General features: G+C 64.0%; 14 protein-coding genes. 6 read left to right on the forward strand and 8 right to left on the reverse strand.

Features of this window, described 5'->3' with window-relative positions; translation table 11 throughout:
• Positions 1-6 precede the first annotated feature (6 nt).
• Entirely contained in the window at positions 7-1,704 is a 1,698-nt protein-coding gene (locus tag AACH87_RS17320) for a PepSY domain-containing protein (RefSeq protein ID WP_338795750.1), read from the forward strand.
• Positions 1,701-2,018: a hypothetical protein gene (locus AACH87_RS17325; protein ID WP_338795751.1), complete on the forward strand. Its 318-nt coding sequence runs from the start codon at positions 1,701-1,703 to the stop codon at positions 2,016-2,018. The genes AACH87_RS17320 and AACH87_RS17325 overlap by 4 nt, the downstream gene beginning before the upstream one ends.
• A 103-nt stretch (positions 2,019-2,121) precedes the next feature.
• Here AACH87_RS17325 and AACH87_RS17330 read toward each other — a convergent pair whose 3' ends face one another.
• The gene (locus AACH87_RS17330) at positions 2,122-3,750 is read right to left on the reverse strand and encodes an iron ABC transporter permease (RefSeq protein ID WP_338795752.1); all 1,629 of its coding nucleotides are present in this window, start codon (positions 3,748-3,750) and stop codon (positions 2,122-2,124) included.
• Between the two features lie 124 nt (positions 3,751-3,874).
• On the opposite strand from AACH87_RS17330, the gene AACH87_RS17335 reads away from it, so the two are divergent.
• The 3 genes from AACH87_RS17335 (at position 3,875) to AACH87_RS17345 (ending at position 7,285) form a co-directional block, all read left to right on the forward strand.
• Complete coding sequence (locus tag AACH87_RS17335) at positions 3,875-4,939, forward strand: ABC transporter ATP-binding protein (RefSeq protein ID WP_338795753.1); 1,065 nt, start codon at positions 3,875-3,877, stop codon at positions 4,937-4,939.
• A gap of 119 nt (positions 4,940-5,058) precedes the next feature.
• Entirely contained in the window at positions 5,059-5,469 is a 411-nt protein-coding gene (locus AACH87_RS17340; RefSeq protein ID WP_338795755.1) for a hypothetical protein, read from the forward strand.
• Between the two features lie 193 nt (positions 5,470-5,662).
• A complete protein-coding gene (locus AACH87_RS17345; RefSeq protein WP_338795756.1) occupies positions 5,663-7,285 on the forward strand; it encodes a methyl-accepting chemotaxis protein in 1,623 nt (540 codons plus the stop codon).
• A 60-nt stretch (positions 7,286-7,345) separates the two neighbouring features.
• On the opposite strand, the gene AACH87_RS17350 is transcribed toward AACH87_RS17345, so the two are convergent.
• The 7 genes from AACH87_RS17350 to AACH87_RS17380 all read right to left on the reverse strand — a co-directional run bounded on the left by AACH87_RS17350 (position 7,346) and on the right by AACH87_RS17380 (position 13,604).
• Positions 7,346-8,509 carry a Yip1 family protein gene (locus AACH87_RS17350; RefSeq protein WP_338795757.1) on the reverse strand — a complete coding sequence of 388 codons (1,164 nt, stop codon included), beginning with the start codon at positions 8,507-8,509 and terminating at the stop codon, positions 7,346-7,348.
• Positions 8,510-8,779: 270 nt separating this feature from the next.
• Positions 8,780-9,520 (reverse strand): lysophospholipid acyltransferase family protein, encoded by a 741-nt coding sequence (locus AACH87_RS17355; protein ID WP_338795758.1) that lies wholly within the window; start codon positions 9,518-9,520, stop codon positions 8,780-8,782.
• A 57-nt stretch (positions 9,521-9,577) separates the two neighbouring features.
• Complete coding sequence (locus AACH87_RS17360) at positions 9,578-10,879, reverse strand: dihydroorotase (RefSeq protein ID WP_338795759.1); 1,302 nt, start codon at positions 10,877-10,879, stop codon at positions 9,578-9,580.
• A 195-nt stretch (positions 10,880-11,074) separates the two neighbouring features.
• Entirely contained in the window at positions 11,075-12,037 is a 963-nt protein-coding gene (locus tag AACH87_RS17365; protein WP_338795760.1) for an aspartate carbamoyltransferase catalytic subunit, read from the reverse strand.
• A gap of 12 nt (positions 12,038-12,049) precedes the next feature.
• Complete coding sequence (gene pyrR, locus AACH87_RS17370) at positions 12,050-12,574, reverse strand: bifunctional pyr operon transcriptional regulator/uracil phosphoribosyltransferase PyrR (RefSeq protein WP_338795761.1); 525 nt, start codon at positions 12,572-12,574, stop codon at positions 12,050-12,052.
• Positions 12,571-13,008 carry a Holliday junction resolvase RuvX gene (ruvX, locus tag AACH87_RS17375; protein ID WP_338795762.1) on the reverse strand — a complete coding sequence of 146 codons (438 nt, stop codon included), beginning with the start codon at positions 13,006-13,008 and terminating at the stop codon, positions 12,571-12,573. The genes pyrR and ruvX overlap by 4 nt, the downstream gene beginning before the upstream one ends.
• Entirely contained in the window at positions 13,005-13,604 is a 600-nt protein-coding gene (locus tag AACH87_RS17380; RefSeq protein WP_338795763.1) for a YqgE/AlgH family protein, read from the reverse strand. The genes ruvX and AACH87_RS17380 overlap by 4 nt, the downstream gene beginning before the upstream one ends.
• Before the next feature lie 21 nt (positions 13,605-13,625).
• Here AACH87_RS17380 and AACH87_RS17385 point away from each other — a divergent pair, with 21 nt between their 5' ends.
• Positions 13,626-15,095 carry a deoxyribodipyrimidine photo-lyase gene (locus AACH87_RS17385; protein ID WP_338795764.1) on the forward strand — a complete coding sequence of 490 codons (1,470 nt, stop codon included), beginning with the start codon at positions 13,626-13,628 and terminating at the stop codon, positions 15,093-15,095.
• Positions 15,096-15,152 lie beyond the last annotated feature (57 nt).

Raw genomic sequence — 15,152 nt, forward strand, 5'->3', positions numbered from 1 at the left:
GTCACCATGCGGCACGCCAAACGCTGGCTCTATCTGGCTCATCGCTGGCTGGGGGTGCTGTTGTGCAGCTTCTTCGCCATGTGGTTCATCTCCGGCTTGGTGATGATGTATGTGGGCTACCCCAAGCTCACGCACACCGAGCGTCTGGAGCACCTGCGCCCCCTGCGGGATGTCCCCATAGCGCTGGAGCCCGCGCAGGCCCTGCAAGCGGCTGGCGTGTCAGGCCCACTGCAAGAGCTGCGCCTGACGGTGGCCAGCGGCGGGCGTGCCGTGTACCTTGCTACGCCTGCTGCGCCCGACGAGGGCATACCTGGCAAACGCCTTCGCAACGCAGCCCCGTTGGTCATCGACGCCAACACCGGCGCTGCGCTGCGTAAGGTGACGGCCGAGTACGCCATGGCTTCGGCCCACGCTTTTTCTGCTGCCAGCGCTGAGGGGGTCGCGCCACGCTATTTGGGACGGGTTGACGAAGACGCGTTTACCCATTCTCGGGCGCTGGACATACACCGCCCCCTGCATGTGCTGACCTTGGCCGATCAGGCAGACACTTGGCTCTACGTTTCGGGCACCACGGGCGAAGTGGTGCGCGATGCACCGCGCACCGAGCGGCTGTGGAACTACGTGGGTGCTTGGATCCATTGGCTCTACCCCCTGCGCGGCAACGCCTTCAACACCTACTGGGCCGACATCGTGAACTGGCTGTCCATCGCAGGCACGGTACTGGCGCTGTCGGGTACGGTGGTTGGCGTGCTACGCTGGCGCTTTGCGGGGCCAAGCTACAAAAGCGGCGCCCGCTCGCCCTACCCCGGGGCCATGCTGCGCTGGCACCATACAGTGGGTCTGCTGTTTGCGCTGGTCACCATCACCTGGATCTTCAGCGGCCTCATGTCCATGAACCCCTGGAAGATGTTTGACAGCGGCGCCCCCGCCTTGCGCACTGCAGCCATGCATGGCGGGCCGCTGCAGATCACCCCCATGGCGAGCAACCCGATGGCTTCGGTGCAGGCCCTGCTAGCCAGCGCCTCACCCAACACCCGTGAGCTGCGCTGGGCGCGCACGGCAGGCTACCCCCTAGTGCAAGCCTGGACCCCCACGGGAGCGCCTACCGTGCTGCATGCCGCCACGGCACAGCGCCACCTGCTCACGCCCGAAACCCTGTCCACTGCCGCCGCACGCCTGCTGGATGCACCGGTGCAGCGCACCGTCACCCTGACGGATTACGACCTGCACTACTACGACCGCGCCGCCCACACCATGACTGGCGGCACTGACAAGCCCCTGCCCGTGCTGCGTGTGGTGTTTGCCGATGCGCATGCCACCTGGGTGCACATTGACCCCCACACGGGTGCCGTGCTGGGCCGCACAGACAGCCACCGACGCACCAGCCGCTGGCTGTTTGGCATGCTGCACAGTTGGGATTGGCTGCCTCTGCTGGAACGCCGCCCCCTGTGGGACGCCGTGATGATCTTGCTGTCCCTGGGTGGCGCGGCCCTGAGCCTGACCGGCGTGGTAGTAGGCTGGCGCAGACTAAAGCTCAAGGTGCGTACCTGGAGCCTGCCACGGCGAAGCCCTGGGAGTTTTCTGCTTACCAAAAGTGTTTCTAATGGTTACACTGCAACCGGCTCGTCCGTGCACCCCGGTGCCAGGGCGTCTGCCCCACAGTCCAAAGCCCCAGGCTTCATCCATCAGAGAAAAACACGATGAAAAAAATCACCACTTTCACAGCCGCCGTGCTCATGACCCTGGCAGCGGGCGTTGCCATCGCCCAGGGTGGCTACAACCGCCCACCCGCAGGAGACAAGCAATATGCCCAGTGCCTGACATACGCTGACCGTTTGTACGAGGGCGGCAATGAGCCAAGCCCTGTCAAAGGTCAAACCAAGGCACAGGCTTGGTGCACCTGCATGTGGAATGAAACACCCGATGACTTCAAGGGCAACCTGGTGAAGTTTGCGGAAACCCGCAAGGGCAAGGAAACCAACAAGCTGTGCGAAAAGCACTCTGACTGGAGCGAGTGAGAGCGTTTCCACACAGACGGGAATGAATCAAAAAAGTCGCCTTCAGGCGACTTTTTTTGTTGGAACCTTGTGCGGCGTAGGTAGACGCCCCGCATCCCGAAAATCAGCCTTTGCTGCGCAATGTGCGGCTCAGCAAGATCACCGGCACCAACCCCACCGCCACCAGCGCCAGCGAGGGCAAGGCCGCTTCGCCCAGCCGCTCATCACGTGCGAGCTGGTAGGCCACCACGGCCAGGGTGTCGCTGTTGAAGGGGCGCAGCACCATGGTGGCGGGCAGCTCCTTCATCACATCCACAAACACCAGCAGCGCTGCCGCCGCGGTGGAACGGCGCAGCAAAGGCCAATGCACGCGGGCCAGCAAACCGGCGCTGCCGGTGCCCAGCATGCGGGCGGAGTCGTCCAGGCTGAGGGGGATGCGGGCATATCCGCTTTGCATGGACTGCAAGGCCACCGCGCAGAAGCGCACCAGGTAGGCCCACACGATGCCCACCACCGTGGCCGTGACCAGGGCACCCACACCCCACTGCGGCATAGCCGCCTGCAGCCAGCCCACAGGCAGCAGCAGGCCCACCACAATCACGGCTCCAGGCACCGCGTAGCCCACGCTGGCCAGTTGCACCACCCCCCGGGTGATGCGATCAGGGTTGCGGCGCACGGCAAACGCCAGCACCAGCGCCAGGGCCACTGCAATGGCAGCCGTGATGCCCCCGAGCCGCACGCTGTTGCCAGCCCACTCCACAAACCGGTCCCAGGGCAACACCGACCAGTCGGCCGCCAGCGGGCGCAGCATGAAAGCCACCGGGGCCACAAAACCCATGACCACAGGCACAGCGCACAGCAGCCAGGCCACCCAGCGGGGTGCACCACGCAACACCAGGGGTTGCGCCTCAGACGAACCCGCGCGCCCCACCCCGCCCGCCGCAAACCGCATGCGCTTTTGGGCCCGGTGCTCCAGGTGCAGCAAGGCCAGCACCACCACCAGCAACATGGTGGCCAGTTGCGCGGCAGCCAGCCGGTTGTCCATGGACAGCCAGGCCTTGTAGATGCCGGTGGTAAAGGTCTGGATACCGAAATAGCTCGACACACCAAAGTCAGCCAAGGTCTCCATCAGCACCAGCGCCACACCGGCAGCCACTGCGGGGCGCGCCAGTGGCAGCGCCACGGTGCGAATGCGGCGCGGCAGCGGGGCACCCAACAGGCGGGCGGCTTCCATCAGCTGCGCAGCCCGCTCCCCCAGTGCGGTGCGGGCCAGCAAATACACGTAGGGGTAGAGGGAAAAGATGAACACCCACACGGCACCGCCCAGGCTGCGCACTTCGGGCAGCAGTCGGCCTTCCAGGCCAAAGGTGTTGCGCAAGCCCACCTGCAGCGGGCCGCTGAACTGAAGGAAGTCTGTGTACGCATAGGCCGTGACATAGGCAGGCATGGCCAGGGGCAGCAGCAACAGCCATTCAAACGTGCGCCGCCCCGGGAAATCAAACAGCGTGACCGCCGCCGCCGCCCCGGTGCCCACAGCCGCGGCCCCCAATGCCACCAGCACGCTCAGCCACAGCGTGGTGCCTGTGTAGCGCGGCAGCACAGTGGCCGCCATCTCACGCAAGATGCTCCCGGCCTGCGCATCGGTCTGGCCAAACGGTAGCCAGGAGGCCAGCACGGCCAGCACCGGCAGGGCCAGAACACCTGCCAGCACAATCAAAGCCAGGGAACGGAAGGCAAAAGGATGGCGGCGCAAGACGGGCACTCGTTCAGAAGGGGGGTGAATAGGCTGCGCCACGGCAGGTCCTAGCCCTTGCCGCAAGGCATTGGATGCAAATGCGAATTTTAAGCATTCACGCCCTGCCACCTAGAATGGCGGGATGTTCCTAGAGGTCTCCCAACTTGAAGTGCGCTACCCCGGCCGCGCACAAGCCGCCGTGCAAGGCGTTTCGCTGGGTTTGCATGCAGGCGATATTGGCGTGCTGATTGGCCCCTCGGGCTGCGGCAAAACCACGCTGCTGCGGGCTGTGGCCGGGCTGGAGCCCGTATCTGGCGGAGAGATCCGCCTGACCAAGAACGTGGTCAGCAGCGCCCAGCGCAGCGTTCCGCCTGAGCAGCGGCGCATTGGCATGGTGTTCCAGGACTACGCGCTGTTCCCGCATCTTTCGGTCGGTCGCAACGTGGCCTTTGGCATCCACCAGCTGCCCCGCGCGGAGCAGGCAGCGCGCGTGGCAGAAGTGCTGGAACTGGTGGGCCTGGCGGGCAGCGAGCACCGCTACCCGCACGAGCTTTCTGGCGGCCAGCAGCAGCGTGTGGCCCTGGCGCGTGCGCTGGCACCACGCCCCCAGCTCATGCTGCTGGACGAGCCCTTTTCCAACCTGGACGTGGACCTGCGGGAACGCCTGGCCCATGAGGTGCGCGGCATTCTCAAGGCGGCAGGGGCCACGGCCCTGTTCGTCACGCACGACCAGTTCGAGGCGTTTGCGATTGGCGATGTGATTGGCGTGATGCACGACGGCCATCTGCACCAGTGGGACGATGCCTACACCCTGTACCACCGCCCCGCCACACGTTTTGTGGCCGACTTCATCGGCCACGGTGTGTTTGCCCCCGCCACGCTGGTGCAACGGGGCAGCAACGTGGTGGCACAAACCCCATTGGGCGAGTTGACTGACCTGGCCGAATGTCCCCTGCCTGGCAGCTACCCCGGCGGCGAATGCGATGTGCTGCTCAGGGCCGACGACATCGTGCACGACGACCAGGCCCCCGTGCAGGCCCGCATCGTGCGCAAAGCGTTTCGCGGATCCGAGTTTCTGTACACGCTGGAGCTGGACAGCGGCCTGCAGGTGATGGCCCATGTGCCCAGCCACCATGACCACGCCGTGGGCGAGCGCATCGGCATCCGCGCGCAGGTCGACCATGTGGTGACCTTTGCACGTGAGTAAGACGGCGAGCACCAGACGCCAGGCTCCGAATTTGCAACGGACTGATCTTGAAGCAAGCGCTGAATAGCTGCGTGTAGACTTTGGCCGAGCCTCTTGCGACACCCAAGGTCTTAACCAGGATGACAGAACTTCTTTTTTGGATCGTCGTGCACATGCTGCATGCAGCAGGCGGTCCCCTATATGCGCGGTTGTTTTGCAGGGCTGCAAAAAGAAAGCTGCGCAAACAAGGCTCAAGGCACTTTCGAGCCTTGTCAGTGTCTTGCAGTGTCCCTGACTACGAACTCATGAGAACACAAGCGCAAGTGCTGTGTGTCCAGGAGTCGTTCACGTTTGACGCGCACTTTGTCTTGCAATACCAGTGCATACGCATTCTGAAAAACACCCACGGTATCTATTTCTACTATCGCTTCCAAAGCGATGGATCTGCGCTGATCAAACCTATTCCTGAAGGCTCGGCCAAGGTTCTTCTAAAAGGCAGGCCACCGCGGCGCCCAGCGCCACTGGCCGCAGTCGATTTCGCCCGGTCTTGAGCCGACCGATCCCATTGCAATGCCAACGGGATTGACTCAGCCAAAAGAAAACAAATTGTCACAAATGGCAGGCCCAATACCTCTGGGCGATGTTGCCCGTTGAGCCCCCTGTCTGCACACCACAGTGCTGGCGCCCAGCCTGCTGCCACCAGCGGCAGAGCGATGCGCCTCAAGGGGAGCGAAAGCACCTGCCATGACCGCTTTTGTTGACACCCGTCCACGTACCACCAACATCCTGGGCCGCCGCCTGCTGGCCACGTTCATTACTGTGCTGTTGCTCACTCTTGCGGGCTCGGCCATCGGCATCTGGTCACTGCGCGCGGTAGACGCCGCCACGCGTCAGGCCATTGAAAACAACGTGGCCACCGAGCGTCTGGTGGCCGATGCCTACCGCCTGCAGGCCATCAACACCGAGCGCTACAAGGCCATGGCCCTCAGTTCAGAGCCCGAAGTGGGCGAGATTCTGACGGCTGACATTGACCGCACCCAGGCCGCCTACACCGCGCTGCTCGGCCAGTTGGCAAGCCGCCTGCAGACGCCCGAAGAGCAAGCCCTGCTGGACAAGACCCGCACCCGGGCCCAGGACTTTCAGGCCGCCGTCAAAGAACTCGTCACCGCCCGCGACTTTGGCCTGACCGAGCGCATCCGCAAGGTGTTTTCTGAACGCTTTGAGCCCAGCGCCGCCGCCCTCCTCGGGGCTTTGCAGCAATTGGCCCAGTCGCAGCGCGATGCGATTGACGCTGCAGGGGCACAGATTGCGCAGCGCAGCCACAACGCACAGCTGGCACTGGCCCTGTTTTGCACGGCTGCCCTGCTGCTGGGCAGCGTGTTGACCTGGTGGCTGATGCGCAGCATTTCCCGCCCCATCGTGCTGGCCAGTGCCACGGCACAGCGCGTGTCCAGTCTGGACTTGCGCCAGGACATTGCGGGCCACCAGCGCGACGAAGCGGGCCAGTTGCTGCTGGCCCTGAACACCATGCAGGAAGCCCTGCGCACGCTGGTGACCCAGGTGCGCCACTCGGCCCACAGCGTGCGCCTGGCCGCCCATGAGATGGCCCAGGGCAATGCCGATTTGTCGGAACGCACTGAAGGGACGGCCTCCAGCCTGCAGCAGACAGCCGCCGCGCTGGAGCAGGTCACCCAGCGCCTGCAGCAATCCACAGAGACGGCAGCCCGCGCCGAGCACATGGCCAGCCAGGCCTCTGCCGTGGCGGCCGAGGGCGGAGCGGCCATGGCCCAGATCATCGAGACGATGCAAGGCATCCAGCGCTCATCGCGCAAGGTGGAAGAGGTCACGGGTGTCATCGACACCATTGCCTTCCAGACCAATATCCTGGCCCTGAACGCGGCTGTAGAAGCGGCGCGTGCCGGAGAGGCAGGCCGGGGCTTTGCCGTGGTGGCGGCGGAAGTGAGGCAACTGGCCACGCGCGCCGGAGAGGCCGCCCGCGAAATCAAGGGGCTGATCACCACGTCCGTGCAGAGCGTGGAAGCGGGAACCACCCTGGTCAACGGTGCGGGCCAGACCATGGGCCAGATCGTGGAATCCATCCGCAACGTGGCCAGCATGATCAGCGACATCAGCGCCGCCACCCATTCGCAAACCCGCGACATTCATGACATCAACACGGCGGTGGCAAAGCTGGATGAGATGACGCAGCAGAACTCAGCACTGGTGGAGGAATCTGCAGCGGCGTCTGAAGGGCTGCGGCTGCAGGCGCATGACCTCACGCAGTTGATCAGCCAGTTTGTGTTGCCTCAGGCCGAGGGGGTACCGACCTCCCCACGCCATGCGTTGCCCGCGCTGCCTCAGCATTGACTCCGCCCAGGGAGGAGGCTGATCTCTCACTCCTGAGGGTCGGCGCGAGCTTGCAAACCTTCAAGATTTGGGCTTGCGCTCCATGGCTTCCAGACTTGTCCAACTCACCTGCGACAACAAAGTCTGCAGGGCCTGCACATTCATCTGGTTGGCGTTGGCTCGGATCACCACACCGTTTTTCAGCACCACTTCCATCTCGGCCTGGCTGCCATCCTTGTAGTAGCGCTGGTGCCGGGTGCGGCCGCCCTCTTGCCATGTCTTCTCCACACGCACTTCGTCCTCCTTTTCGGAAGTGCCCATGCCCGCGGCCAGCGCGGCCATCTGGCCCAGGGCTCCGGCGTCGGTGATGTCCAGCTTCACCTGCCGGTCTTCCAGTGTGTAAGTGGCGCTGGCATGGCTGGAGGGCAGGCCCAAAGCGGCGCCGTCCTGCGTCTGCACTGCAGTGCGAGGCATGCCTCCAAGCTGTTGCGGCAAGGCAGCCTTGAGCGCCTGCACGGGCAGGGCCTCGCTGTTGTTGGCCTTCTCCATCTGGCGTGCAGCTTCTTCCATCTTTTTGCCCGCAGCCTCCAGTCCGGCCATGTCCACAGTCACCTTGCCCTTGGGACCATTGACGGTGATGCTGCCGCCGCCACTGTGGCCCAAGGCAGGCATTTGCGAACGTGTGAACAGCGAACTGACACCCGCCATGACCAACCCCAACACCAGCGCCACAACGACCACCACCGCGGTATAGGCCAGCGACTTGTCACGCCCGCTTTGCATGAGCACCGGCAGCCCCGTGTACAGAAGGTAAAACGAGTACAGCGCGGCCAACAGACCCAGCACGGACAAAGCCGGGATCAGACCAAAGACACCGCCCACGAAAGCCGCTGTGCACGAATACGCAGCGACCTTGAAGGCCTGGATAGGGTTCTTCTGCCCGCCAAACATGGGAGCCAGCGCATCAATCACCAGTCCCAGCACAAAGACACCCGCCAGGCTGAGCGCGTACGACACCACCATCTGCACCAGGCCGCTGACCAGCGGAATGCGCACCGTCACGCCCAGCAGGCTGATGCCGATCAACGACATGCCTATAAAACCGCACAGCGCAGGAATCAGCGCCAAAGGCATGACATAGCTTTTGAAGAGCGAGAGCACATCGGTGCGCTCATTGTCGATTTCGGCCCAGGTGGGCACGGGCTGCAAAAGGATGCGCTGAACGCGCTGGATGAGGGCTTGCATGGAGAGGAACCTCTGGGTCGTGGAGAACGCAGGGTCACCCACCAGCACAACACGGCGGCCATGAAAGGCGCACCGGTGGCCGAATACACACTGGCAACCCGCAAGCGCGCACGATAGCGGCCGTTGACGGCCTGATGCGCACCAGAGTCTTCGCGCAGGCAGCCAAACCGTGCAAAAGTGCGCGAAATGCGGATGCGATGACGCAACCTGGCATCGCTCGTCTGCCTCGCGCCTGCAGTCACGCACGCGGACGCAGGATTCTTCAGCCCTTCAGCCCTTCAGCCGCAGCGTATCGACCAAAGCCTGCAGATGGACCGCCCACTCGCGGCGATCGCGGCCCTGCGGGGTTTCGGGTTCGCCATAGGTCACCACCGCCTCAATGGCCGGGGCGCTGAGCGTGCGCCAGATGGAGCCGAGCAAGGTCTCGTCGCCGATATAGCTGGGAGCGAAGCTGGTGGCACCGGTGGCCCGATCCACGAAACGGAGCCCTACAGGCTGCACAGGTGCATTGGCCAGCACCGCAGCCTGCAACAGGTTGGCATGAAAAGGCAGCATGGTGCGCCCATCGCCCGTGGTGCCTTCAGGAAAAACCGCGAGCACCTCGTGGCGTTCCAGCGCCTCTTGCATGGTGCGCACCATGCGCATGGCGTCGCGGCGCGAGCTGCGCTCAATGTAGAGCGTGCCGCCCGCCGTGGCCAGGGTGCCGATCAGCGGCCAGCCCTGCACGTCCGACTTGGAGATGAAGCAGCAGTGGCGTGCCGCGTGCATGACCGGAATATCCAGCCACGAGATGTGATTGGCCACCAGCATGATGGGCCCGCCCACGGGGGGCTGGCCCTGCACCCGCAGGGAGATGCCGGCACAGGCCAACAGCTGCTGTGACCAGACTTGAACCCTGATGTATTGCTGCTCTTGCGACAGACGGGGAAACCGCACCGTGACCACCCACAGACCGTGCAGCACATGGCCCAGCAGGCGCAGCATGCGCCAGACGGCTCGCAGGACTTTCATTGCGGGATGGCGCTGACGGCGACGATCGGGCGAGACACGATGGGTAACACGCAGCGATCAGCCCCGCTCACGCTCAAAGGCCAGTTGGCCGCCCACCAGCGTGGCACGCACGCTGCCAGGCAACTCGTAGCCAGAAAACGGTGTGTGCTTGCCTTGGCTGCGCAGGGCCGGTGCATCGACCGTCCATGCGGCCTGCGGGTCGAACACGCACAGGTCGGCCACGCCGCCTTCCACCAGTTGCCCAACGCTGGCCTGCAAGGTGCCCAGGGCGGAACCCAGGACACGCGCAGGTTCTGCCGTGACCACGGCCAGCGCGCGCGCCAGTGGCACGCCCTGGTCTTGCGACCACTTGAGCGCCAGGGACAGCAGAAGCTCCAGCCCGGTAGCTCCCGGTTCAGCCTCGGCAAAGGGCAGGGTCTTGGCGTCTTCGTCCACGGGGTTGTGGTCCGACACGAGCGCGTCGATGGTGCCGTCTGCCAGCGCAGCACTCAAGGCATCGCGGTCACGCTGCTGACGCAGCGGGGGCGACAGGCGAGCGCGGCTGTCGAAGAAGCCAATGTCCACATCCGTGAGGTGCAACGAGTTGATGCTCACGTCGGCCGTGACTTTGAGGCCTTCTGCCTTGGCCTGGCGCACCAGCTGCACACCTGCAGCGCTGCTGATACGGCACAGGTGCACACGCGCGCCGGTGGTCTTGAGCAGTTCAAAAATGGTGTGCAGGGCAATGGTCTCTGCGGCCACGGGCACGCCAGAAAGGCCCAGGCGCGTGGCCAGGGGGCCGCTGGCCGCCACGCCCTTGCCCAGATGCATCTCCTGCGGGCGCAACCACACGGTGTAGCCGAAGGTGGCGGCGTACTGCAGCGCACGTTGCAGCACCTGGGTGCTGGCCAGCGGCACCTCGGCCTGCCCAAAGCCCACGCAGCCGGATTCGGTCAGCTCGGCCATTTCGGTCAGCACTTCGCCTGCCAGACTGCGTGTGAGCGCGCCCAAGGGGAAGAGGCGCGACTGGTACAGCTTTTCGGCGCGGAACTTGAGCATTTCCACCAGCCCAGGTTCGTCCAGAACCGGGTCGGTATCGGGGGGGCATACCAGGCTGGTCACCCCGCCTGCCACGGCAGCGGCCATTTCGGATTCGAGCATGCCTTCGTGCTCATGGCCGGGCTCGCGCAGGCGCGCTGCCAAGTCCACCAGGCCGGGCAGCACGATGCAACCGGCTGCATCCATAGTGCGGGTGGGCGCAAAGTCTGCCGGAGTGCGCAGCAAGCCCACGATGCGCCCTGCAGCCAGGGCCACATCGCCCACCTGGTCCAGCCCGCTGTGGGGGTCGATCACACGGCCGTTCTTGATGAGTATTTTCATGATTTCAAGCCAAACAGGCCACTAGCGCTTGATGAATAAGCGCAAGCAGCTACAAAATACATAGCAAACACAACTCTTCGTACCGCCTCTGACGCCAGCGCCGCAGCAGCCCCACGCCAGCGCCCCCGTGGAACCGGCTTTGCCGGGCCACTGGGGGCGTCCCCCTTGGGGGAAGACGCGCAGCGGCTCAGGGGGTTAAGCTTCATTTCCCGCCACGATGGACATCACGGCCATGCGCACGGCAATGCCAAAGGTGACCTGCGGCAGGATCACGCTCTGCTTGCCATCGACCACGGCGGAGTCGATCTCCACGCCGCGGTTGATGGGGCCGGGGTGCATGACGATGGCGTCGGGCTTGGCCAGTTGCAGCTTCTCTTGCGTGAGGCCGAAGCTCTTGAAGTACTCCTGGCTGGAAGGCAGCAGCGCGCCGCTCATGCGCTCGTTCTGCAGGCGCAGCATGATGACCACGTCGGCATCCTTGATGCCTTCTTCCAGCGTGTGGCACACGCGCACGCCCATCTGGGCCATGTCGCCGGGCACCAGGGTGCGGGGGCCCACCACGCGCACTTCAGCCGCGCCGAGGGTGGTGAGGGCGTGGATGTCCGAGCGCGCCACGCGCGAGTGCAGCACGTCGCCCACGATGGCGACGGTGAGGTTGCTGAAGTCCTTCTTGTAGTGGCGGATGGTGTACATGTCCAGCAGCCCCTGCGTGGGGTGGGCATGGCGGCCATCGCCCGCGTTGATCACGTGCACATGGGGTGCCACGTGCTGCGCAATCAGGTAAGGCGCCCCCGATTCGCTGTGCCGAACCACGAACAGGTCGGCAGCCATGGCGCTCAGGTTGGCAATGGTGTCCAGCAGCGATTCGCCCTTGCTGGCCGAGCTGCGGGCAATGTCCAGGTTGATCACGTCCGCCGACAGGCGCTTGGCTGCGATCTCGAACGTGGTGCGGGTACGCGTGCTGTTTTCAAAAAACAGGTTGAACACGCTTTTGCCGCGCAGCAGGGGCACTTTCTTCACTTCGCGATCGTTCACGCTCACGAAGTTGGCGGCGGTGTCGAGGATGTGCGTGACGATGTCGCGCGGCAGGCCCTCCACCGACAGCAGGTGGATCAGTTCGCCGTTCTTGTTGAGTTGGGGATTGCGCTTGTGCAGCACGGTCAGGCCTCTTTAGTCTTTGTCTTGGACTTGGAACTGGAAACTGCCGCCCGCATCACGGGCCAGGGCAAGCGACTGGTTACCCGGCAATGCCACGCGGGCGGCGGCAAAGTCGGCCTGCACGGGCAATTCGCGCCCGCCGCGGTCTACCAGCACGGCCAGGCGCACGCTGGCGGGGCGGCCATAGTCGAACAGCTCATTGAGCACGGCACGGATAGTGCGACCGGTGAAGAGCACGTCATCAAGCACCAGCACATCGGCACCATCCACATCGAAGGGCAGGCTGGTCTGCGCACCGGTGGCCAGACCACGCTGGGCAAAGTCATCGCGGTGCATGACCGAGGACAGCACTCCGGGAGCGCCGTCCAGGCCCAGGTCCTTCTGCAGGCGCTCGGCCAGCCAGGCACCGCCCGAGGCGATGCCCGCCAGTCGCGTCGTGGGGGTCAGCATGCTGCGCACACCGCGCAGCAGTTCACGGTACAGGGCCTCGGCATCCAGCACGAGGCTGCCGGCCTGGCCGGCAGGAGAAAGGGTCATGGGAGGTTCCTCAAAAACTGTTCCAGGATGATGCAGGCCGACGCGGCATCCGCATCCTTGGCCCCTTGGGCAATGGCTTCGGTGGTGCTGTAGCGCTCGTCCACTTCAAACACCTGCAACCCGAAACGCCCCCGCAGCTGGCGCCCGAACTTGAGGGCGCGCTGCGTGTTCTCGTGACTGGCTCCGTCGGGGTGGTAGGGCACACCAATCACCAGGGCATCGGGCTGCCATTCCTTGATGCGCTGCGCCACCTGCTCAAACCGGGCATCGCCCTCTGCCTTGATGGTCTGTTGCGGACTGGCGGTGCGCAGCATGCGGTTGCCCGAGGCAACCCCCGTGCGCTTGAGCCCGAAATCAAAAGCAAGAAAAGTCTGGAAATGCGCGGGAACGGCTGGTGAAGCGGAAGCGGTGGGCTGAGCGGGAAGCCCGGTCATGCGTGCCCCGCCTCAGGAGAAAGCATCCAGGCCTGCAGGCCCAGCAAGGCCAGGGCGCGGTCGTAGCGCTCAGGCACAGGGGTGTCAAAAATCACCGAGAGGTCTGCACCCACCGTCAGCCAGGCGTTTTCTGCCAGTTCAGACTCCAGTTGCCCTTCGCCCCAGGACGAATAACCCAGCGTGACCAGCACGCGCCGGGGCCCGGCACCGGTGGAAAGCGCTTCGAGTACATCCTTCGATGTGGTCATTTCCAGACCACCGGGGATGGACATGCTGGAGGCGTAAGCAGACTCTTCGGCACCGCTGTCCATGGCCAGCATGGGCTCATGCAGCACAAAGCCCCGCTCGGTTTGAACGGGGCCGCCCTGAAAGACGGGCTCTCTGGACAAGTCCTCGCGGCGCAAGGAGAGGTCCACCTTGTCAAAAAGGCCCTTGAGGGTGATGTCGGAAGGTTTGTTGATGATGAGCCCCAGCGCGCCACGCTCGCTGTGCTCGCACAGGTACACCACACTGCGCGCGAAAGACTCATCTTCGAGACCGGGCATGGCGATCAGGAAATGATGCGTCAGGTTGATGGGCGCAGAATCGGAAGACATTGCCCAATTTTAACGGTGAACATGGAGCCCACTTACGCCACAGGCCTCGTCTGGTTCCGCCGCGATTTGCGCGCGAGTGACCACGCGGCCCTCTACCACGCACTGACACGCTGCCAGCAGGTGCACTGCGTTTTCATCTTCGACACGGAGATTCTCGACGCACTGCCCCGCACGGACCGCAGGGTGGAGTTCATCCGAGAATCTTTGATCGAGCTGGACGAAAACCTGCGCTCGCTCAGCACCCACCCCCAAGGCGGGTTGATCTTGTCGCATGCTGCGGCCACGCAAGCGATTCCTTCGTTGGCCACACAAATGGGCGTACAGGCCGTTTTCGTGAACCATGACGACGAACCCCAGGCGCTGGCGAGGGATGACCACGTGCGGGCACAGCTCAGCCGGCTCGGCATTGCCATGCACACCTTCAAGGACCATACGGTGCTGGAGCGCAGCGAGGTACTGACCCAGTCGGGTAGCCCTTACAGCGTGTTCACCCCTTACAAAAACGCATGGCTCAAGACCATCAATCCGTTCTACCTTCAAAGTTATCCGGTAGAACGCCATGCCCACCGCCTAGCACCCAGACCAGACGCACTGAATCGCCCCGTGCCCACGCTGCAGGAGATGGGGTTTGAGCCCGCAGGGCTTTCGCAGCTCAAGCTGCCCACAGGCAGCCAAGGGGCGCAGCAGCTTTTTGATGATTTCTTGCAGCGCATCAGCCGCTACGAGGAAACACGCAACTTTCCGGCAGTGAAGGGCCCCAGCTACCTGAGTGTGCATTTGCGCTTTGGCACGATATCGCCACGGCTTCTGGCGCGCACCGCGCATGCACTGGCCCAACAGGGCAACCCTGGAGCCACCACTTGGCTCACTGAGCTGATCTGGCGGGATTTCTACTTTCAGATCCTCTACCACCACCCGCATGTGGCTGAGCGCAGCTTCAAGCCCGCCTACGATGCCATAGCCTGGGAGGACGGCGAGGCAGCGCAGACGCTATTTCAGGCCTGGTGCGACGGGCAAACGGGTTATCCCATCGTGGATGCCGCCATGGCGCAGCTCAACCAGACGGGGTACATGCACAACCGCTTGCGCATGGTGGTAGCCAGCTTTCTGACCAAGGATTTGGGCATCGATTGGCGCTGGGGTGAACGCTACTTCGCACTCAAACTCAACGACTTCGATCTGGCAGCCAACAACGGCGGCTGGCAATGGGCCAGCTCGAGCGGGTGTGACGCGCAGCCCTATTTCCGCATCTTCAATCCGGTGAGCCAGAGCGAGAAGTTTGACCCCGAAGGCAAATTCATCCGGCGCTACCTGCCCTCACTGGCGGGGCTCAGCGCCAAAGCCATCCACGCCCCCTGGCTGGCCAAGCCACTGGAATTGCAGGAAGCCCATGTCACGCTGGGGCGCGACTTCCCCTACCCGGTCGTGCAACACGATGAAGCGCGCCGCAAGACGCTGGAGCGCTACGCGGTGGTCAAGGCCCCTGCCTGAAACCATTTCAACCCTTAGAACCTGTTCAAGATCTTTTTAGGGTCGCACAAGTGTCTT

This window comes from Acidovorax sp. DW039 (genome assembly GCF_037101375.1).
Lineage (GTDB): Bacteria > Pseudomonadota > Gammaproteobacteria > Burkholderiales > Burkholderiaceae_C > Acidovorax.